The sequence below is a fragment of the Paenibacillus campi genome, assembly GCF_034659835.1.
Taxonomy (GTDB): domain Bacteria; phylum Bacillota; class Bacilli; order Paenibacillales; family Paenibacillaceae; genus Saccharibacillus; species Saccharibacillus campi.
Genome location: NZ_JAXSQZ010000009.1, coordinates 168,860 through 190,986 on the forward strand (window position 1 = coordinate 168,860; position 22,127 = coordinate 190,986).

17 protein-coding genes and 2 CRISPR repeat arrays are annotated in these 22,127 nt (G+C 46.3%); of the genes, 7 read left to right on the forward strand and 10 right to left on the reverse strand.

Annotated elements, in window-relative coordinates:
• Window positions 1-2: 2 nt before the first annotated feature.
• The 6 genes from cas8c to cas4 all read right to left on the reverse strand — a co-directional run bounded on the left by cas8c (window position 3) and on the right by cas4 (window position 7,717).
• Window positions 3-2,141: a type I-C CRISPR-associated protein Cas8c/Csd1 gene (gene cas8c, locus U1I11_RS18770; protein ID WP_322907664.1), complete on the reverse strand. Its 2,139-nt coding sequence runs from the start codon at window positions 2,139-2,141 to the stop codon at window positions 3-5.
• Window positions 2,141-2,863 (reverse strand): type I-C CRISPR-associated protein Cas5c, encoded by a 723-nt coding sequence (gene cas5c, locus U1I11_RS18775; protein ID WP_322907665.1) that lies wholly within the window; start codon window positions 2,861-2,863, stop codon window positions 2,141-2,143. The genes cas8c and cas5c overlap by 1 nt, the downstream gene beginning before the upstream one ends.
• Window positions 2,864-3,041: 178 nt before the next feature.
• Entirely contained in the window at window positions 3,042-5,534 is a 2,493-nt protein-coding gene (cas3, locus tag U1I11_RS18780) for a CRISPR-associated helicase Cas3' (protein ID WP_322907666.1), read from the reverse strand.
• A 125-nt stretch (window positions 5,535-5,659) separates the two neighbouring features.
• Window positions 5,660-5,953: a CRISPR-associated endonuclease Cas2 gene (cas2, locus tag U1I11_RS18785; protein WP_322907667.1), complete on the reverse strand. Its 294-nt coding sequence runs from the start codon at window positions 5,951-5,953 to the stop codon at window positions 5,660-5,662.
• A gap of 9 nt (window positions 5,954-5,962) precedes the next feature.
• Window positions 5,963-7,009 (reverse strand): type I-C CRISPR-associated endonuclease Cas1c, encoded by a 1,047-nt coding sequence (cas1c, locus tag U1I11_RS18790; RefSeq protein WP_322907668.1) that lies wholly within the window; start codon window positions 7,007-7,009, stop codon window positions 5,963-5,965.
• Window positions 7,010-7,051: 42 nt separating this feature from the next.
• Window positions 7,052-7,717 carry a CRISPR-associated protein Cas4 gene (cas4, locus tag U1I11_RS18795; RefSeq protein WP_322907669.1) on the reverse strand — a complete coding sequence of 222 codons (666 nt, stop codon included), beginning with the start codon at window positions 7,715-7,717 and terminating at the stop codon, window positions 7,052-7,054.
• Between the two features lie 414 nt (window positions 7,718-8,131).
• A CRISPR array of direct repeats spans window positions 8,132-8,630; the repeat unit is 32 nt; unit sequence GTCGCTCTCCGTGCGAGGGCGTGGATTGAAAT.
• A 321-nt stretch (window positions 8,631-8,951) separates the two neighbouring features.
• On the opposite strand from cas4, the gene U1I11_RS18800 reads away from it, so the two are divergent.
• A complete protein-coding gene (locus U1I11_RS18800; protein WP_322907670.1) occupies window positions 8,952-9,899 on the forward strand; it encodes an Rpn family recombination-promoting nuclease/putative transposase in 948 nt (315 codons plus the stop codon).
• Window positions 9,900-10,289: 390 nt separating this feature from the next.
• Window positions 10,290-11,263: direct repeats of the CRISPR family, unit length 32 nt; unit sequence GTCGCTCTCCGTGCGAGAGCGTGGATTGAAAT.
• 128 nt (window positions 11,264-11,391) lie between these two features.
• On the opposite strand, the gene U1I11_RS18805 is transcribed toward U1I11_RS18800, so the two are convergent.
• The 3 genes from U1I11_RS18805 to U1I11_RS18815 form a co-directional block, all read right to left on the reverse strand.
• Window positions 11,392-11,739, reverse strand: coding sequence for a hypothetical protein (locus tag U1I11_RS18805; protein ID WP_322907671.1), 348 nt, complete (start codon window positions 11,737-11,739; stop codon window positions 11,392-11,394).
• A gap of 20 nt (window positions 11,740-11,759) precedes the next feature.
• Window positions 11,760-12,299: a hypothetical protein gene (locus U1I11_RS18810; protein WP_322907672.1), complete on the reverse strand. Its 540-nt coding sequence runs from the start codon at window positions 12,297-12,299 to the stop codon at window positions 11,760-11,762.
• Window positions 12,300-12,719: 420 nt separating this feature from the next.
• Window positions 12,720-13,718, reverse strand: coding sequence for a LacI family DNA-binding transcriptional regulator (locus U1I11_RS18815; protein WP_322907673.1), 999 nt, complete (start codon window positions 13,716-13,718; stop codon window positions 12,720-12,722).
• A 314-nt stretch (window positions 13,719-14,032) separates the two neighbouring features.
• On the opposite strand from U1I11_RS18815, the gene U1I11_RS18820 reads away from it, so the two are divergent.
• The 6 genes from U1I11_RS18820 to U1I11_RS18845 all read left to right on the forward strand — a co-directional run bounded on the left by U1I11_RS18820 (window position 14,033) and on the right by U1I11_RS18845 (window position 21,375).
• On the forward strand, window positions 14,033-15,313 hold the full coding sequence (locus U1I11_RS18820; RefSeq protein ID WP_322907674.1) for an ABC transporter substrate-binding protein: 1,281 nt from the start codon (window positions 14,033-14,035) through the stop codon (window positions 15,311-15,313).
• A gap of 69 nt (window positions 15,314-15,382) precedes the next feature.
• The gene (locus U1I11_RS18825; protein WP_322907675.1) at window positions 15,383-16,282 is read left to right on the forward strand and encodes a carbohydrate ABC transporter permease; all 900 of its coding nucleotides are present in this window, start codon (window positions 15,383-15,385) and stop codon (window positions 16,280-16,282) included.
• A 16-nt stretch (window positions 16,283-16,298) separates the two neighbouring features.
• On the forward strand, window positions 16,299-17,123 hold the full coding sequence (locus tag U1I11_RS18830; RefSeq protein WP_322907676.1) for a carbohydrate ABC transporter permease: 825 nt from the start codon (window positions 16,299-16,301) through the stop codon (window positions 17,121-17,123).
• A gap of 28 nt (window positions 17,124-17,151) precedes the next feature.
• Complete coding sequence (locus U1I11_RS18835) at window positions 17,152-18,129, forward strand: Gfo/Idh/MocA family protein (protein WP_322907677.1); 978 nt, start codon at window positions 17,152-17,154, stop codon at window positions 18,127-18,129.
• A gap of 12 nt (window positions 18,130-18,141) precedes the next feature.
• Window positions 18,142-19,131 (forward strand): Gfo/Idh/MocA family protein, encoded by a 990-nt coding sequence (locus tag U1I11_RS18840; protein ID WP_322907678.1) that lies wholly within the window; start codon window positions 18,142-18,144, stop codon window positions 19,129-19,131.
• A gap of 732 nt (window positions 19,132-19,863) precedes the next feature.
• Window positions 19,864-21,375, forward strand: coding sequence for a CoA transferase (locus tag U1I11_RS18845; protein WP_322907679.1), 1,512 nt, complete (start codon window positions 19,864-19,866; stop codon window positions 21,373-21,375).
• Window positions 21,376-21,504: 129 nt separating this feature from the next.
• Here U1I11_RS18845 and U1I11_RS18850 read toward each other — a convergent pair whose 3' ends face one another.
• On the reverse strand, window positions 21,505-22,053 hold the full coding sequence (locus U1I11_RS18850) for a hypothetical protein (protein WP_322907680.1): 549 nt from the start codon (window positions 22,051-22,053) through the stop codon (window positions 21,505-21,507).
• Window positions 22,054-22,127 lie beyond the last annotated feature (74 nt).

A 22,127-nucleotide genomic window follows, 5' to 3' on the forward strand; every position in this document is an offset into this window, starting at 1 on the left:
GTTTATTCGCTCCCTTGTTCATCTTGGTCACTCGCAGTTTGTTCATCGTCGGTTAGCGCGGCATCTTTCGCTTTTTTGCTCGTGTACAGGTCATGACGCTGGCTATAAAATCCGAGCAAATACAGTCCGGTTAACGGCTCATTATTAAAATCTTGCGGACGCAACTTGGAACCGACTTCATCTAGCAGCATATTATAATACGTTGCCGCCAGCCCTAATCGTGCTTGATACGGCTGTAAATTTTGTTGAATAATGCTCCACGTCCGCATCGGGTGTCTGGCAAACGCATTCATATACCGGATCGCATTGGTCGCTCGTTTTTCCTCTTTGCCCAATGCTCTGCGTTCCAATACATCAGCGATCGCAAGCATACGTCCAAACAGATAACTTCGATCTTCCAATTCTGTATCGATTGCCACGCTAAAGCCCTCCTGTTTATCGTTGATATGTGACGAATGGAATGTGTCAGTATGTTCGTTTCCGGTTGTACTGCTAGCTTGGCGACGTTGCTGGTCAATAGATTGTTTGTTAATTAGCGCACATGTAATACTAAGCGTCTTTTCCCATTCCCAATAATCCATGCTCACCGGATTGGAGGCGCGCTGCATCGCACTGCGTACGATATCTTGCGGAATGGCACGACCTTGAATGATCGAAGGCAACATGCGCTCCATTAATTCTTTGATCAATTTGTCACTAGCCTGCGCGCCATATGCTGCCCAGGCGATATCGCGTGTAGACGGTGCGCCGCTAAAAATCAGTCTTTGTTTATGGTCATCTTTGCGATACGCATGTTGCCAAAAGCACGTCTCATGCCAGTCTAACAACTGATCGAGAAACTGGTTTCGTTTCAAATCCTGATAATATACAATCGACAAACGCCCTGGTGTCGCCGCATCCAAAATCATAACGATAATATCGGATTCATACTGCGCGTCATAACGAAACCCATTAATCGCCTTGCGTATTTGCTGCGCAAAGGCGCTATGTGTACGATCTCCACCTAATGCAGCATGTTGGCTGGCAGTGTCTCGCTCCGCGTCAGGCTGCCATGTATCCGCTGTCCATTTATTTATTTCCGTACTATGCGTGTTCAACTCCGTATGATTCACTTCATGCGCTTGTACACACACATCGTATGAGTCTGCAAATGCTTCCGGCACGTCCGGTCGATCGGTTCCCCAGACGAGAAATACTTTACTGTCTACCGGGATGCCTTGTCGCTCGACTAGCCATTTTAAGGCATTATGCGCCTTTTGCGATACTTCATAGCTGACGACTGCTGCATCGGTGCTATGGTGAAATCTGCCGCGATACGTAAAGCCGGATGTATCGTTAGCCGAAATCAGCTTCGCTTTATCGCCGGAATTACGAATACGGGACGTATGTTTGTCCGCGTAGGGCAGCATCTTGCCAGTCACATAACATAATTCCGGTTGACCAAGCTGCTGCTCATAAAAGGCGATAAATGACTGCTGTACCGACGGATCACGCCATAGTCGGCTTTCCGGTTCACCAGGCACATTTACCGCAAAACGCACAAACGCCGCGCTTTGATCACCAGCGATCACTTTAAAAATAGCGGGCTTTTCGCCCATTTCAGTCGTCCACTTGTCCAGCAATTTACCATCTTCGCCAACATGCAGTATCTCGCGCTGCACTAGATCATGAATCAGTGTGCCTTTGGCAAGATAGCGATATACCGCCTGCACTTTAGGGTGGGCAAATGGCGAATCACACCATGCTTTTAGATTTTCCATATAATGTTGATGATGAAGATTAATATCATTATATTTTGATATATCTTTATTTTTTTCTTTCTTCTCGTTGTTTGGACAATACTTGTTAAAATCTACTGAAATGTATTGCAACTTATCATGCAAAGGAAATGGATTAATTCCATTACCTCTGCTAGCTGAATCTTCTGTAGTAGGAAGAATTGTACTGTTTAAAGCTTTTTCAATAACTTTAGCCGACAGTAAATCTCCATTTTCATTAAGCATAATCTCGATATGAGCTGCCTGTGTTGTATGTGCCACTGGAATAAGCGCATATTCACGTCCACGCTTATTCGTTTGAAATTGTCCGACAACCTGCTTATTATTCTCAAACGTAGCATACAAACTTTGCAACCAATTCATCAGCCCTCCTCCTCGCCAAACCATTCCGCATACAGTTCATCTGCCGACTGAATCATGTTGGCGGCAAAAGGTTTAATGATGCCGCTCCCGCTTTTACGCACATACGGACAGTCTTCCGGACGATCAAACTGAATAATGCCACGCTTCATATTGACGTGCCATAAACGGGTTTGCAGCTCATTGCCGCCCGTCTCATCAGGATAACTAATCCCATGCAACATCACGCCAAAATGCAGCTCATTCACATCATCATACGCCCCTTTACCTTCGCCAAATACAGTCGGCTCCACATACGCTTGACATTCACGTGTGCCGAGAAAAATATCCCGTCGTCCGCCTGCCTTTACCGCACGGCGGGCGATATTATGATGTTTGTGCTCGTTGCGATCAAAAGCAAGGTCTTCCCGGTGCATATTAAACTCAAAATGCGCGCGCACCTGGTAACGTACATCTTTCAAATAGGTGTAATAGGAAAGCGTGTTTTTGGCGCTTTGATATTCGATCGGTCGAATGCCTTTCGATTCGGTTTGAATCGGATTCATAATCCGCACTTCATCGACATACCACGTAATGGTCGGCTTCCAATAGATGCTTTCGGTAATGCCTTTGAGCGCCTGATACGTAGGCACTTGGTAACTAAATTTCTCCCCACCAATCCGAGTCAGCGGATCAGTGAACAGCGCATAGTTGCCATACACTTCAAACTCAATTTGATTACGCAAACGATTCACCTTCTTTTCCCGCTAGAGGGGGATTGATGTTAAGAGTAGTGATAGGACAGTCACAGTACTTGTTAACGTGATGAACATCGGTTTATGAATCCATTCGATCCCTATTATTGCTTAAGTTTGCATGTTTTCATATAACATATGTTGCCTGTAGACTTAGCCCTATTGCACTTTAGCCAATCAGCACTGACAAATCGGCTGTGCCTTCAAGATCAATACCATACTCGTCAGAATAGGCATTCTCTAATAAAATCAATACTTGACCTTCAAATACAGGTTTGATATAGCCTTCGTCAGAGAGCTTTTTGAATGCCTGATCATATACATTGACCATATACTGCTGTAATTCTCGAAATACTGCACCGAGATCGATCCTTCTTCGTTCGCCCATCAGATCAGCGATCAACTCGCGCGCATTTTCATTGTACGGAGCAATAATCGAATAGGTCTTACTGTCAATCACTTCAAAATACTGCTCCACCGTCGCAAACGATGCTTTACTATATAACGGAAATTTAACCCCATGCTTGTTCACATAAGCTCCTACATAATCTGCATTACTATTCATCAACGTAAACAATGACTGTTCCAGCTTATTGACAGTATAATCCATATCGTTCTTAATCTGCTGGTAATAATATTGAAAATACATACGTAGATTGGCAGGCGACAAAATTTCAACATCTTGCGCCACCCCGCGCCTTATCTCATCCAAAATACGATTCGTCTGCTCGCCACCGATGCGAATTTCCGGGAGTCTGGACAACACTTCATCCTGTGCACGAATAATATAAACTTGTCGCAACCGATCTTCCCCATGACGATTGCAGCGCCCCGCCGCCTGAGCGATCGAATCGAGCCCGGCAAGCGAACGAATAACACACTCAAAACTAATATCCACACCTGCTTCAATCAACTGTGTACTGACGCAGATGACTTGCTCGCTGTGTTGCGGATGCTTTCTGCTAGCTTCCAGTTTCTTTTTCATCTTTTCCAGCATTTCTTTTCGATGCGCTGCACACATATTCGTACTCAAATGAAATAGCGCCACTTGTCGTCCTTGTTCAGCATACGTCTGTTTTAACTGATCATACAGGCGCCGTACCGCTATTTTTGTATTCAAAATAATGAGACAGCTATTCGCCTGCTCCATACACTCGCCCACAAAATCACTAATTTCACTCGCATCCCAGCCGCTTACGGTCGTGCGATCAATAATCTCGACTCGTTTAAAACTCGTATTCACTTCAGCCAGATTGGATACGATCTCACTGTCAGGCGGCAGTGTAATCGGATTTTCCACTACATCCAGTGCCGGTTGGGTCGCAGTACACAATACGATGCTAGATCGCCCGATCGTTTGCAGAAAATTCAGTGCCATATTAAACAGCGAAATACATTTAATCGGCACCGCTTGCACCTCGTCAAAAATCAACACCGCATTCGCTAGCCGATGCAAACGCCGTGTATTCCGCGTGCCTTTCGCATAAAACGTATTTAAAAACTGCACCATCGTCGTAAAAATAATCGGTCGATCCCAATAATCTCTGGCGAGCCGAATCCGTTGCTGCTGTTCGTCCACATCATCATGCTGCGGATCGATCTCATCCACGACATTGGAATGATGCTCCAAAATCAAATCTCGATCCGCTTCTGGCAGCAATTTGCGAATTTCCTGCGCATTTTGCTCGATAATGGTCGTGTACGGAACGATATAAATAATCCGTTCTTTGCCATGATCGAGCGCATGACGTAACCCATAACGTAAACTGGCTAATGTTTTGCCGCCGCCTGTTGGAATCGATAATGTGTACACATTTGACGGTTTGGCAGCAAATTGCTCGCATTGCCGCGACATTTCCCGGCGCAACCGATTAATTGGCTCGCCCGCTTTTGCTGTCTGCTCCAGCTTGGCAAGATGAGCCAGCAAATGATCATATGCCCGCTGAAAAAAAGACTGTGCTATTTCCAACTCATCGGTCGGAGCAGACGGCTTTCCTTCTTCAAACAAACGACTATTGTGACGATCTGCATCGATCAGGCAACTAAATATGTATTTGGTCGTCAGTGCTTCCACAATCGGACGATGTTGTACCTGTAAAGAGTGGTGGATTTTCTCCATCACACTAGCAAATTCGTTTGCCGCCTGAGTGACATAGTGATCGAATGTATCGACCGATTCACGCTCCCAAAATACGCGACAAGCTTGCTCATAGTCCTGTTGCAGTTGCCACCGCTTCTGTTCGTCCCGCTTGCTCCATTGTACACGATCTAGATAAGGTGATGTTTGTTCTCCATCCACAAAATTCCGTAGCCCTTGATGATGCGAAATGATACAGTTTCCGATCCATTCTGCCGCTACACTGCGCGCAGAAATTCCCTGCTGCTGAACATAGCGATCGTACAGCAGCTTGCCGCCTGCGGTCGAATGATCGACAGAACCTTTGCTTGGGGCATGTTCCGGATCAAACACCGCAGCTTGAATATAATCGTAAAAACGAATCGTATTTTTCCCCAAATCATGCAGCCAACCGGACAATCCAGCCAGATGTACTACCCCGATTTTGGCTCCATAATGCTCGCAAAGCTGCTTCACCTCGCGCAGATGATCATCGACGGTTTGAATTTGTTTGTCGTGTTTGCGAATATGTGCAATATAATCCATCAGGCTGCCTCCTTCGTAAAATGGTTTATATGATTACACTTTTAAAAATGATCAACACGAACGATCATCTATCCACGCTATATTCTCACCGTAATTCAATATACATCGCTGCCAAACAGCGTCTTTTATTCCAGCAGCAACAAGCCTTCTGGGTCATAGCCCGGTTTCACCCCAATATGCTCCACCCGCCTTTTCCAATTCGCTCCTAACATATAATAACGCAAACTGTCCTCGGTAATTTCCATTTCTTGCTCTAGCTGTGTGCGTAGACGCTTGAATTGCACCGGATCGACAAGGCATTCAAACACTGAATTTTGCACACGCTGTCCGTAATTTTGGCAGATTTTCGCAATATTGCGCAGCCGTTTGCGCCCAGCAGGTGTAGATGTTTGCACATCGTACGTAATCAGCACCATCATCGTCAGCCCTCATTTCCATAAAAATGGCGGATAGTCGTCCAGATCGCCGCGAATATGGCGTGCCATCAATAATGCCTGCGCATACGGCAACAGACCGAGCGAAATTTTCTCTTGTAAATAAGGATGGTTAATCGCTTCCTGTTTGCGTTGTTGCCAAGCACCGATGACCGTTTTGCGCGCCTCGTCTGTTAACAATACCGCTCCATTTTCCTTGTAGATAAACGAAGCTGCTGTTAGCTGTTTGCGATTAATGAGCGTTAACACCAACCGATCCGCCATATACGCACGCAATTCCTCCATCATATCGAGCGCCAGACTAGCACGCCCCGGACGATCACGATGCAAAAACCCTACCGCCGGATCAAGCCCAACCGTCTCTAGCGCCGCTTGCACATCCAGCCGCAAAAAAGTGTACAACAGCGACAAGAGCGCATTAACCGGATCAAGCGGCGGACGGCGGTTGCGTGTCTGCATATGAAACGTATCCCGTTCGGTTAAAATCAGTTCATTAAACGCCGAAAAATAAATTTTTGCCGCTTCGCCTTCTTTGCCACGAATGGAATCGACATTTGTAAACGAAGGCAGGCGCTGGGCGCTCTGTTTGAGTGAATCGACCGCCTGCTGCACCTGTGCCGTCTGCATATGCACACTATGATCGCGAAGTGCACGCTGCAATACCGAGCGCGAGTTAATGATTTTCCCCTGCACCATTTGTACCGCCAGCTTTGCCGACTGCTCGGGGTCATCTGCCAGCCGATATTGTTTGCGCCGCAGCAATACATTGCCGGACACTTTGCCTTGAATACGCGCACGAAAGCGTCCGCTCTCACTCAGAAACGACAAAGAAACCCCGCGTTCCGCACATAGATGAAATAACGCCGGGCTTGCACCTGTATAACCAAAGGTAACGATTTGCTCCAAATTGTGAATCGGAATACGGGATTTCTCCTGTTGTTCACTTTCTCGCTGTCCTTTTAAAATGAGCACATTTTCCCCATCGCGCGCCAAATAGCTGTCTGCTGAAGTCACATACAATGTATTGAGTAACTTTCGCATCCTACACCTCCGAGCATAGTAAGGCATTGCCTTCTCCATTGGTTAGTTTAAATACGACTGAATGTACCGGGATACCGAGCTGTTTTTCATCTGTGGCATGCAGATGTCTTGCAATGAGCACGATTGGCAGCCTTTTGTGTATGCGGCAGGTGGAGTCATGCCTTGCTGCATACATATCCTCATTTGCTCCAAATAATAATGCACACGCTCACGCAAATCCGGCGTAAAGGTGACTCGTTCGCGTCGCTCAGGCTGCCCGTAAAATAAAGCCCCTTGCTCAATTTGCACATCCATCATTTCTTCCAAACACATCGCCTGCGCACATAACTGCACATGATCCCAATCATCCGGCTTCGGTTTGCCACGTTTGTATTCCACCGGGTAAGGTATCCAGCGCCCATTCCGATTCGGTAATGGAGTGGAATAACGCTCGTCTGTAGCCGTTTCCATTTGATGAAATTCCACGACATCGGCAATCCCGCTCACGCCGAGCCGGTACGATACTAACGGCATCGCCCTGGAAATGATCAGCTTGCCACGCTTTTCCTTAATGTCCGGCTGATCCGCTTTATGATGCAGCTCCTGCCCTTCATATGTACGTAAATTATCCGCCCACTGCTGCTCCAGATGAATCAGTGCCCACTGACGACGACAAAACGCAAAATGCTGAATTCCCGACAACATCAACAATTCATCATCACGATACAAGATTCCACATCCCATCTGGTATAGATGGGATAATATTACTTTATAACTTAGATAGTTAGCAATACCTTTTTTAGGGTATGGAGATAGCTTTTTGAAGTTGTTACGGTGGGTGGGCGTATAGCGGTAAACTGGGGTTTGCTATGATGCCTAAGCAAACGATCGGGGAATTCACTGTAACCGTCTAGTTTGGAGCCAGATCGGTTGTTATTAGCTAAGCAGGCGAATGGGTTGATTTTACACATTCCAGCGCGAACCCCAAGCTCACATCAAATCCCTGGGAGGTTCGCGCTCCTTGCTGGGCAAGGGATTTCGGCGTTTTGGTTGTATTTTGTGCCCTTTTCGGCTACGCTGAAAATGGGGTTCGCGCTTTTTGGTGTGAAAAGCGTTGTGGGGTAAGGGTTGAAAGTGCCTGCGGTCGCTCTCCGTGCGAGGGCGTGGATTGAAATAACATTGTGCCAGATGAACCAAGCGTCTCTGCACCGTCGCTCTCCGTGCGAGGGCGTGGATTGAAATATGTAGCGAAACTGGGCAGCGAGTATGTGATTCTGGTCGCTCTCCGTGCGAGGGCGTGGATTGAAATGCCAGTCGCCGGATCGACGTAGCGCATGATACCGTCGTCGCTCTCCGTGCGAGGGCGTGGATTGAAATTATTTGAAATCAGAAGAATAAAAAAATTTAAATCGTCGCTCTCCGTGCGAGGGCGTGGATTGAAATCTGTGTCCATAACTCACCTACTTAATCGGCTGATGTCGCTCTCCGTGCGAGAGCGTGGATTGAAATCGAAAATTTAGTCTTCATCACAAAAAAGCACTTCGGTCGCTCTCCGTGCGAGAGCGTGGATTGAAATCGGCATTTCGTCCCCTAATTTCTTCACCTCTGTCGTCGCTCTCCGTACGAGAGCATAGATTAAAATTCATTAGAATTAACACTAGGAATACTAAAAATAATCGTTCTACATGCAAGAATAAAAGTCACAATCATTTATCTTCGCCTATAGCAAAACCACAATAAATCCCTCCACTTCAAAAAGCACGAATAAAAGTGTTTTCGCTCCAAGTCAAATGGATTCCCAACACTTTTATTTTCCGAAAAAACGAGTTAAAAATCTTGTTAAACTACACTTTTTCTACTAAAATAAAAATAACTACCCATCCTCTACTACCCAGCAATCTATTTGAAATTAATACTTTTTTAAGTTATTATAAATCCCAAACGCATAAGTGGAGGATTGCCGATGACAGAGTTGCTTGATCCGCGAAATGACTTTTTATTTAAGCGCATTTTTGGTAGTGAAGAAAATCGTGATGTGCTGCTAACATTTCTTAATCGCACCTTTATGGAAGCGAATAAACCATTGCTACGCGAAATCATTTTACTCAATCCATACACCGATAAAGACTCACCCACGGACAAACAGTCGATTATGGATGTGCGCGCACGGACGACCGAAGGTGAACTAATTAATGTGGAAATGCAGCTTTTTAACCGTTATGATATGGAGAAACGAACGCTTTTTTATTGGAGCAAGCTGTATACTTCACAGCTAGTTGAAGCACAATCTTACAACACGCTGCAACGCTGTGTAACGATCAATATCGTAAATTTCAAGTTGCTAAAAAATGAGCTGTATCACAACGTATTTCATCTACGTGAGGATCGAACCGGAATCGAGCTGATCGACGATATTGAGATTCATTTTTTGGAATTACCCAAATTGGATGCGAGATCGCTCCCGTTAGAACAGGGCGGATTAGCAAATTGGCTGTTATTTTTACAAGGCGCAACACCAGACCAATGGGAGGTGCTAACGATGAATGAGCCGAAATTGAAAAAAGCGATGACGACGCTGGAATTTCTCAGCCAGGATCGCGAAGCCCGTATGCGATATGAAGCCAGACAGAAATTTTTGCATGATCAGGCTTCGCTAATGGAAGCCGCCAAAAATGCAGAGATTTATGGATTTAAAGCAGGGATAGAAGAAGGCATCGAGCGAGGGATCGAAAAAGGGATCAAACAAGGAATCGAACAGGGGATCGAACAGGGGATACAGCAGGGACGAGAGGAAGAAAAAAGGCAAACTGCTCTCCGACTGCTTCGTTTACATGTCGCCATCTCTGCGATTGCCGAAGCAACCGGGCTGTCGGAAGATGAAGTTCATTTGTTATCGAAGTCATTGGAATAAAAATATAAAGGATAACACATAAGAAGCCGTGCGGAAAAAAATTCTGTTCCGACACGGCTTTTTTACATATTTTATATGGATGTAGAATTAAGAGAATAAACGCTTATGGATTGCATGATAGCGAATTAATGAGGAGCGCCAAACGAGACAGTTTTAAACCATCTGGTTGTGTATTTGCAATCATCGTACTACAACGGACTTGGGCGTTTACATGCGCATTTAGCGCGAACCCCAAGCTCACATCAAATCCCTGGGAGGTTCGCGCTCCTTGCTGGGCAAGGGATTTCGGCGTTTTGGTTGTATTTTGTGCCCTTTTCGGCTACGCTGAAAATGGGGTTCGCGCTTTTTGGTGTGAAAAGCGTTGTGGGGTAAGGGTTGAAAGTGCCTGCGGTCGCTCTCCGTGCGAGAGCGTGGATTGAAATGCCCTCGTTTTAGACGTGGGCCTTTTTTCATCTTGTCGCTCTCCGTGCGAGAGCGTGGATTGAAATGATTAAATGATTCGGAAGCACACCGATAATGTGCTTGTCGCTCTCCGTGCGAGAGCGTGGATTGAAATAAATGATGCAAGCGAAAAATGAAGTGGTGAGGCTGGTCGCTCTCCGTGCGAGAGCGTGGATTGAAATGCTCCAGATTGGTATGAGGCAAATAACAGATCGGGTCGCTCTCCGTGCGAGAGCGTGGATTGAAATCAGATTGAAAAGGCTGGACAACCGCTCAATCCAATGTCGCTCTCCGTGCGAGAGCGTGGATTGAAATTAGTCGGGGATCGCAAGAATTAATCCACGATGACTACGTCGCTCTCCGTGCGAGAGCGTGGATTGAAATGCGTTCGGTCACTTTGTAGTACCAGAATCCGTATCTAGTCGCTCTCCGTGCGAGAGCGTGGATTGAAATTGGAACTTGTCTACCTGCTCTTGGCGCGGAGATACGTCGCTCTCCGTGCGAGAGCGTGGATTGAAATAATTGCTTAGAAGTTAGCTAATCTATCTTTATTTTGTCGCTCTCCGTGCGAGAGCGTGGATTGAAATATTACGGCATTGCAAAAGGGTTTAACGCCAGCCATTGTCGCTCTCCGTGCGAGAGCGTGGATTGAAATGCTTAGAGCAGGAAAAACACCAATTAATGTATCAGTCGCTCTCCGTGCGAGAGCGTGGATTGAAATGGACTACTGGTAGCACGCTTTATAATTGTGTAAAAGTCGCTCTCCGTGCGAGAGCGTGGATTGAAATAGGTATCCACTACAACCGCTTCCCGTATCACGCGTCGCTCTCCGTGCGAGAGCGTGGATTGAAATATAAAAATATCTCGTTCCAGGCTCATCCGGTATCCCCGGTCGCTCTCCGTGCGAGGGCGTGGATTCAAATGAAGGCATCCTCTAGCAAACACATAATACATATAACCAACCATCCCGCCCGCCTTACATCCAACTGTACAAGTGAATCTACACCACAAACAAAAGGCGATAGAGTCAATTGCTCTATCGCCTTTTGAACTATTCCGTTTTGGTTGTTCCAGCTTTGATGAACGTATGTCCATACTCATCAATAATCAATATGGTTTTGTCTGTGACTTGTTCCACTCCATGTGCAACTTGGTCGGCAGGCAGATCATTTGTCGTCTGTTTCGTGCGATTAAAGTAGTAATCACCTACATAAATAGTAGCAACATCATTCTTTACCTCATTGAGGATTGCAGGAGATACATCCACCGGAGTTGTAGAAGCTTCCTGACTAGCAGCATTCGCATTTTTACCGACATTGTTCAAAAAGAATATACCACTACCAAGCACACATGCTGCGGCAACAACAATACTTCCTGTTTTCCAAGCTTTATGAATCATGGGGATCATCCTTTCTAAATTCAAAGAGTGTAGCCGTTCCCAGATGTGATTAACTTATCTGAACGGTTGTTAAAAATAAAAAGATAAATAGGTTTGTCTGATGTAGCTTTAGGTACATTTCTGATCGTAATTGTTTTCCCGTTAATATTACCTGCAACTTGTACAGAGCTAGAAGCCAAACTCCCATCAGTCGACATAAAGCGATACGTAATATCTGCTGGAGATTGTCTTAATCCCGTATCCTGAACGATGTTTAAACTGATCGTACCATATCGATGCCCCGGCAGTGGACTGTTTGATATGATTCGATTTGTAAGATTATTAAACGAATAGGACATATTCTGTCCATCCGTAGCTAGAATACCAATGCCTGAATTTTTGGTTGGAGCAGGAGTCAAAGGACTATTAAAACTGCCTGGAGTTACAGGATTCAGTACTGTAGGATTCGTTGCTGAATTCGTATTATATGTATTTTCTGTAGAACTTTGTGCAGAAACCATACTCATACTTGATAGAAATATAGAGACAAATAAAATCAACGTTGCAGCATTTTTTTTCATTTGTTCTTCCTGAGTATATATGTATTTTAGTAAAGCTTGATGTCGACAACCCATTGATAGTTTCATTAGCAAATATATCATTAGATTACTTTTATTTCAATATATTAATCTAAAAAGATAAAAATAACATTAATTGTAATAATATACACATTGACTCTATCTACTTAACAATCATTCTAAAATCCTCCAACTATGTAGTGCTCTTTTCCTGCATGAATAATAAATTAAAATACGTTAGTGGAGTTTTTAAAGATACTACTTTCATTAGCAAATAACGCAAAAACGGGATATCCGATACATCACATTCATCGGATATCCCCTCATCATTCTGTTGTCTACCTCAACCTTGCCATCCATACTCATACTATAAAACGAATACTACGATCATCGCTCCATCCAACGCCAATCCTCGTCCCTCACCTACAACTCCGTCGACTCCCGAATCATCAACTCATGCGACAAAATCAAACTTTTAATCGTCTTTTCCTTCTGATTTAGCTTGTCGATCATCATCTGGGCGGCGCTACAGCCCATATCGTACATCGGTTGCGATACGGTCGTTAGTGTCGGTGTCGTCATATTGGAAAATGGAATATTGTCGAACCCGATTACCGCAATATCGGATGGGGTATGTAGTCCAGCCTCGCGGATCGCTTTGAGGGCGCCGATTGCCATAATATCCCCGATCGCGAACACGGCGGTTGGCAACTGATCGAGTGTAAGCAGCTTTTGCATCGCCAGTCTGCCGCCTTCGTAATCGACTTCACCACGACTGATCAATTCCTCGCTTAGTTCGATGCCGGATTCGGCAAGCGCTTTGGCATAACCTTCACGGCGGGCGGTCGCATAGCGGAAGTCGTCGCTGGCGGTAATGAGCGCAATTTGGGTGTGCCCGGTAGCGAGCAAATATTTGACCGCTTTGTATGCTGCCATCGTATTATCGATGCTCACATAGGGGATGCTATCGTTTTGCGGAGAATCGCCGCATTGAATAATCGGGTAGCCGTCTTGCAATTGCGGCAGCAACACATCTTCCAAATCCAAGCTTGGGTCGAGTGATATAATACCGGCGGCAAGCTGCTGCTTCGCTGTATTAATAAAAAAGCTCTGGATTTCCGATGACGCATCCGTTTCGCAGACAAGGATATAATAGCCTTTGCGACGGGCGGTATCCTGAATACCTTGCAATATTTTGGAATAAAACGGATTGGAAATGCTCGGCAGCAAGACGAGCAGCATATTCGTGCTCGCTGTACGCAAATTACGCCCCATCATATTCGGCTCATAATTCAGTTTGCGAATCGCTTTTTCCACCGATTGTCTCGATTTGTCTGATACAAATGGATGATTATTTATGACACGCGACACTGTCGCCGTTGAAACGCCTGCTTCCCTGGCTACCTCCTGAATTGACGCCATATTTCTTCACCTTCCCGAAACGCTGTAATTAATGTAATCGATAACAGTATACACTACTTTTTTTACGAATTACAGTTATATTCATTCCATTTTATACATAAATACAGCTTAAAAAGGAATGAATACAGCTAAATTTATTAAAATAAACGTCTAAAATCGTATTGACTATGTATATTTATTCAATTTATAATCACCTTAACAGTAATCGATTACAATTTTAACAAAACTAACATCTTCTTTACGCTTCTAAACGGGGACAATTGTAGGTCGCATTCTGTGTAATGGATTACATTTTAAAGGGGGATTTATTGAGAATGAAAAAATGGACAGGTTTGAGCGCTTTGCTATTGTTGTGCACGATGACGCTAAGTGCCTGTAGCTCTGGTAGCACATCCAGTGACACCACTACAGCATCCACCCCATCCACCGAGAAAGTTACATTGACTTATGGAATGTGGGACAAAAATTACCAACCCGCCATGCAAAAAATTATCGACACGTTCGAGCAATCTCACCCCAACATTACCGTTGATATTCAATTAACACCGTTCGACCAATACTGGAATAAATTGAATGTTGCCGCAACCGGCGATAGTTTGCCAGATGTGTTCTGGATGAACGGCCCGAATGCATTAAAGTACATCTCCAATGATATTTTGATGCCGCTGGACGATCTGACGAAAAAAGGCGATATTCAAGTTTCCAATTTCCCAAGCGGTCTGATTGATCTGTATAAATCGAATGACAGTCAGTACGGCATTCCATTTGAAATGTCTACAATCGGACTGTGGTACAACAAAACATTGTTCAAAAACGCCAATGTAGCGATCCCTGACGATACATGGGATTGGGATAGTGTGAAAAAAGCTGCTGCCAAGCTGACCGACAAAAATAAAGGCATCTGGGGCATCGGTGCACAACAGAAAAACCAGCAGGGCTATTATGATACGATTTTGCAAGCTGGCGGTTATATCATTTCGCCGGATCACAAAAAATCCGGTTATGATCTGCCGGCAAGTATTGAAGGTTTGGAATATTGGACGGATTTCATCAAAGCCGGCGATTCACCAACCGCTGCGCAAATGTCACAAACCGATCCGGTTAAAATGTTTGAATCCGGCAAGCTCGCAATGCTGTATGACGGCTCATGGGATGTAGGCGAATACGCTAACAACGCCTATACAAAAGCTAACGTAAATGTAGCGAAGCTGCCTAAAGGTAAAGAAGATACACAAGTCATCCACGGCGCAGCCAACGTCATTAGTGCCAAAACCGCTCATCCACAGGAAGCACAGCAATTTTTGACGTATTTGAGTTCCAAAGAAGCTAATGAAATTTTCGCTTCGTTTGGTTCCGGTATTCCTGCTTTTAATGGTACACAGGCGGCATGGGTCAAATCGGTGCCTGAGTTCAATCTGCAAGTGTTTATCGATGCGGCAGCTAACGCCAAACCGTATCCGGTGTCCAAAAATACAGCAGCATGGCTTGCATTAGAAGACGAGTATTTCACAAAAGCATGGTACGGACAGATGAGTGTTGCGGACGCTGCCAAAGAAGTAGCTTCCAAAATGAACGACATCCTTGCCAAAGAATAGACCGTTTCGATTCAGAGCTCGCCGTCTGCGTGCGGGCTCTGAATCGGTTATGTGCAGGAGGTTTTCATAATGAGATGGTGGCTCGGTCGAAAGTATAACAAAACCGATGTGATGTGGGCATTCATTATGATTGCGCCTAACTTGCTCGGATTGATGTTTTTTTACATGTGGCCGGTAATTCAAACGTTTTATTTCAGCTTTACCGAGTGGGGCGACTTTGGCAAATACCACTGGGCAGGGCTAAGCAATTATGAAACGATGTTACATGATCCTGATGTATGGCATACGCTGCGCAATACGTTGCTGTACACGTTTTTGTCCGTACCGATCAGTATTGCGCTCTCGATTGTCGTCGCGACACTGCTAAATCAGAAAATCAAGTTTATATATTTGTATCGTACATTATACTTTTTGCCGGTCGTTACGATGCCAGCAGCGGTGGCGATGGTGTGGAAATGGCTATTTAACAGCGATTACGGCTTGCTCAATCAACTGCTGCACAAGCTATCGATTGAAGGGCCGATGTGGTTGACCGATCCGCTAGTTGCTCCGTTTGCGGTCATTATCGTCGGCGTGTGGAGCAGTATCGGCTACAATATGGTCATTTTCCTGGCAGGTTTGCAGGGCATTTCCAAATCGTATTATGAAGCAGCCGATTTGGATGGAGCCGGATTTATTCGCAAATTTTGGACGATTACGCTGCCGATTTTGTCACCGACCGTGTTTTTTGCAAGTTTGATTTCGATTATTAATGCGTTTCAAGTGTTCGACCTGATCTGGATGATGATTGGCGACAAAAATATCGCGCTCGATACGACCCAATCGCTCGTCTATTTTTTCTACCAACAAGCATTTGTGCTGAACAATGAAGGTTATGCGGCGGCGGTAGCAGTATTGCTGTTCACGCTCATTATGATCGTTACGATTATCCAAATGAAACTGCAAAGCAAATGGGTTCATTACGAATGAAAGGAGACAGCAGCCTATGACCAGCAAGCTGAATGCTGCTCGAATCATCATTCATATTATTTTGATCATCGGTGCGGTGGCAATGGTGTTTCCGTTTCTATGGATGGTACTCACGTCCCTCAAAACGATGGAAGAATCTACACGCGTACCGATCGTCTTTTTCCCGCAGCAGCCGATTTGGGCGAATTATAGCGGTGTGTTGCAGTTATTGCCTTTTTTTGAATTTTTTATGAATACGATTATCGTGGCGGCAGCGAAAATTATCGGTCAACTGGCGTTCTGTTCGCTGGCGGCGTATGCGTTTGCCAAGATCGATTTCCCGGGTAAACATGTATTGTTCGTGCTGTCACTGGCAGTGCTGATGGTGCCGGGTCAGGTGTATATGCTGCCCCAGTTTTTGATTATGCGTGATTTGCACTGGCTGAATACGCTGAAGGCGCTGATCGTGCCGGGTCTGTTTAGTGCGTTTGGGATGTTTATGCTGCGCCAGTTTTTTATGTCATTGCCTAATGAATTGGCAGAAGCGGCGAAAATCGATGGTTGTAACCAGTTTAAAATTTACTGGCGCATTATGCTGCCGTTGACCGTTCCCGGTCTGATGGCGGTGGCGATCTTTACGATGCTGGCGTCGTGGAATGATCTGATGTGGCCGCTGATCGTAAACAGCAGCCCGGATAAAATGACGCTCGCTGTCGGCTTATCGCTGCTGCAAGGGCAGTTTACGACTAATTTCCCGGTGTTGATGGCTGGATCGGTGATGGCGACGATCCCGATGCTCATTATCTTTATTTTCTTCCAGCGTTATTTTGTCGAGGGGATTTCGATGACAGGTTCCAAGTAAACGATTTTGCATATTGGAGTGAACAGGGATGAAAGTTGCAATTGTAGGCTGTGGCACGATGGGCCGTATACATGCTGCTAATTTGGCAAAAATGCCGGAGGCGGAACTGGTGGGCGCGTTTGATGTACAATATGCGGCAGCACAGCATATTGCCGATACGTACGGCACGACCGCATTCCATGATTTCGATGTGATGATGAAGGAGACGGACCCGGATATCGTCTGTGTGTTGTTGCAAACACCGCTGCACCGGGATTATGTGCAGCAAATTGCCGATTATGGCAAACATGTATTTTGCGAAAAACCGATCGCACTGCAAGCGGAAGAAGGCAGAGCGATGGCGGCGTATTGTGAGGCAAAAGGCGTTCGTTTGTGCATCGGGCATGTGCTGCGCTTTTTCCCGAATTATCAAGATATGAAGCGCCGGGTCGATGGTGGCGAAATCGGACGCGTCGGTGTCGTGCATACAAAACGGGTCGGACCGCATCCAGGGGCTGCGAGTGCATGGTATCATGATTTTGAACATAGCGGTGGTGTCATTATGGATTTGATGATCCATGATATCGACTTTTTGCGCTGGACATTGGGCGAAGTTGAATCGGTGTATACGATCAATTATCGTAATTCCGAGCTGGATTATGCGCTCGTCACGCTGCAATTCCGCAACAAAACGATCGCCAATCTGGAAGCAGGTTGGGGCGTACCGGAAGCGTTCCGTTATGGGATCGAACTGGCTGGCAGCAAAGGTTTACTGCGCTTTGATAGCAATAGTGCAGGCTCGCTGCATATCAAGCGCGCGCACACACAAACGGCGGGCGTGGCAGAGGTTGCTGTCCCGCAAAGTCCAACGTATGCCGATCCGTATTATCGGGAACTGGAACATTTTATTGCGGCGATTACACACGGTACTCCACTGCTGATTACGGCGGAAGAAGCGTGTACGAATATCGAGATTGTGCGTGCTGCGATCCAATCCGCTGCAACCGGATTGCCGATCTATCTGTAGGAGGACGAGACTGTGACGAAACTTAACATAGGGATGATCAGCTTTGCCCATTCGCATGCGTTCAGTTATTTGGAGCAATTGCTGCAACTGCCTAACGTCCATGTAGCAGGCATTGCGGATGAAGATCAAACGAGAGTAGCCGAAGTGGTCAAACATAACGGCATTCCGTATTATGACGATTACCTTGCCTTGCTTGCGACCGATATCGATGCGGTCATTATTTGTTCCGAAAATGCGCTCCACGCTCGGATCGCCATCGCTGCTGCCGAGCATGGCAAACATATATTGTGTGAGAAGCCGCTTGGTGTAAGCATCGAAGAAATGGATCAAATGATCGCTAGCGCACACAGCCACGGCGTTCAGCTAATGACCGCCTTCCCGTGTCGCTTCGTGCCTGCCGTAGTCGAGGCAAAAGCAGCGATCGAGCGTGGCGAGATTGGCGAGATTGTAGCGATCAAAGGCACTAATCGCGGCACAAAGCCGGACATTCCGTGGTTTACGGACAAACAGCTCGCCGGTGGTGGAGCGGTATTTGATCATACGGTGCATGTGACCGATCTGATGAACTGGTTTATGCCAGAAGCGCGTGTAACCGAAGTGTATGCGCTGGCAGAGACGTTATTTTATGATATCGATATCGATGATGCCGGTATGGTGCATATGAAATACGATAACGGCGCAGTCGCGGTGCTTGATCCAAGCTGGTCGCGCACCGCTTCGTTCCCGACATGGGGCGATGTGACGATGGAGATTACCGGCACGAAAGGCAGCTTGTGGATCGACTGTTTTGAGCAAAAAAATGAGCTGTTCAGCGATACGACGATGAAAGCGAACTGGTATTACTGGGGTGATGATATGGATCATTATATGCTCAAAGCGTTTGTCACTGCCTTGCTAAACGGCGAACCGGTGCCAGTTACCGGGCTGGATGGCAAACGATCGACCGAAGTCGCCCTATCCGCGTATGCTTCGGCAGCAAGTCGGCAACCGGTAAAGCTGTAATGGATTAATAATTTGTCCGGTCTGGTGACAATAAAGCAATCGTATTGGCTGCGGTTGCTTGTAATGAATAGGTATCATTTGCTTATAGGCGAATGATCACCGTGTTGCTGCACGCCTGCTTTGTCACTGCACTATGTTCTATTTCTGTACAGAGACGGTAGCCAGACAGCGATCACTGTAACTAGGGCATGTACGCAAACCTGTCGTGTTATAGTAGCTCCCACTGCGGTACGGAATAAGGGGACGGACTCCCGTCTCACACGGGAATCTACGAATAGAGAGAGGCGGTAGATTCCCGTGTTCAAAAGTCGTCCTTACCCCTATTCCTTCCCTCCGTTCCGTGCTGCTCGCAGCCTACGAGTTTGCGTACACGCTCTAGCCAAAACGCTATTGAACGAGAAGCATCACCTGCGAATATACGCAGACGTACGCCAATCAAGAGCAACAAACTCGCATCGGGTTTGCTGCTCTTTTATTGTTTTTAGAGGCAAGTTGTGGTGCGTGTCATCGTTTTATGGGGGATACCATCCCTTCACTATATCTACAATTTAAATTCATATGTGGCATAAACCTCAACTGACCCTGTATTGTTCATTGCTTTCACGGTGCAAGTGTTTAAAATAATATGTATAATTTTATATAATAGTGTTTATATAAATACAGACTGCCTTTGTGCTTCTGTTCCTGATGATGCTTTCAACTACTTTTAACCTATCCAAAGAGGTGTATCCTATGCTAGCTACAAACTCGCTCGGAAACGAACAATCTGCGCTGCTCAAACAGCGCATTCAAGATGCAGTCGACCATCGTGTCGATCATACCGTGTTTGATATCCATGCAGCGCTGGAAGATGTATTAAACGGAATCGGACTGTCAGCAAAAGATAGTGGCGGCGACATTCACTTTACCGGCAAAGACCCGATCGTGCCCAGCGTACTACGGCTTGCCAGCTCAGCGGGTATCGGTATGGTTGCCAAATCGGTAGCCGCTGCCCATCTGTGGCAATTGCGCGGCGGAAAAGGGCAGGACATTGCGCTCGATTTGCGTCAAATTTTGCATCGCCTGTCCCCTTTTTATGATCGCAAATGGGAAAAGCTGAACGGTTACTCCCCATCCAGCCCATCCGATCCAAGTCCATCGTTTAAGTTCCGTTTTTACCAGACTAAAGATCAGCGCTGGGTAATGCCGCTAGAACCGTATCCTAAGCTGAAAATAAACACTTTAAAACTGCTAAATTGTGCCGATACGCCGGAAGCTGTCGCTCACGCCATTTCACAGTGGACTGCACGCGATCTAGAAGCAGCGGGTGCAAAAGCCGGTGTCGTCATGCCGATGGCGCGGACGGTCGAGGAATTTCTGAATGAGCCTGCTTTTGAAGCGATTGCCTCCTTACCACTCGTTGAGATTGAGAAAATCGGTGACAGTGCCCCAGAACCGTTACCACAAGGCGGATCGGCACCGCTGGATGGCATTCGTGCACTCGGTATGGGTCATGTGATCGCCGGTGCAGGTGTCGGTCGTGCGCTGGCGCTACATGGTGCGGATGTGCTGAACATTTGGCGTCCGTCCGATTGGGAAGTGGATACTACGTATTACACCGCTAATGTCGGTATGCGTTCCGCCATGTTGGAGCTGAATGATGAAGCGGCTCACGGACGGATGATGGAACTGCTCCAAGATGCGGACATTTTCTTCGCTAACCGTCGTCCTGCTTATCTGGAACGGTTCGGACTTGGGGCACAGCAAAGCGCTGCACTACGTCCGGGCATTATCCATGTGTCGGTATCGCTCAATGGCGACGAGGGCGTCTGGGCAGATCGGATCGGTTTTGACCAAACGGCAGGCACATTAACCGGTGTAATGGCGCTGGAAGGCACACCAGAGCAACCGGAACTGCCACCGATTCTAGTCGTCAACGATTATATTATTTCATGGCTTGCCGCAGCAGGCGCAATGGCTGCACTCGCGCGCCGTGCAACGGAAGGCGGTAGTTACCGCGTGCATATTTCGCTTAGCCGGGTCTCGTTATGGCTCATGTCACTCGGTCTGTTTGATAAACCATTCGCCCACCAAACCGCTGGCTCATCGGACGAACATCTGTATGTTGATCCCGAGCTATTTACTGCCGATACCGTATGCGGACATTATCAGGGCGTGACCGATCAAGTGCATATGTCGGAAACTCCGGGTGCGTATCGAACTGTGCTCGTGCCACGCGCTTCAGGACGGGCGGAGTGGTTGTAATTCAGCCAGATATAGCAGGAAACGAAAACGCATGATGAAGGCATACTATGATAGAAGACCTACTACGAAGATAGCTATTATAAGCCGATCATTTACGCTACGCAGTAATAATAATGATACAGCCGGTGTTCACTCCTGGCTGTACCATTTTAATGTGCCCTGCACAATAGTTTGCAAAAACTCATCAAACGATGCTGCCACCTTATCGCCATCTTCAAACTCCGGCTCACGCCCGTATATAACAGCACCTTCAACACTGTGCGTGTCTATCGCATAAAATGCATATTCCGGCTGTACGATCATAACTACAGGTACATACCGATCCCAAAACGATCGAATCTGCTGTTGCCACTCCACATCACCAGCAGCAGCATCCAAACTGATACGCTCCCACTCATTCCAAACAAATCCGACATCCCGGTCAGACAATCCGTCATCGCGCTGTTCATTATAATGCTCAGCAGTCAAAAACCACGCCTGCTCTTGTGGAGCAACCAATTTGCGAACAAGCTGTATCCAAACAGACAAACATTCTGGTAAAACCCCATATCGCTCAGTAAGCACACTCGGAACAGCAATCCCGTCCATTCGCTCACCTATCGTCCCAGCAACAAGTTCCATTTCACAGCCCTGCTCACGATGCCATTGCACAAATGCTATGATTCGTTCGTTGATCAATCGTCTACACCTCCTTGTCTATGCACTATAGGGTCGTATAATGCTGTATCGATTCAATTAAATGATAACCATTT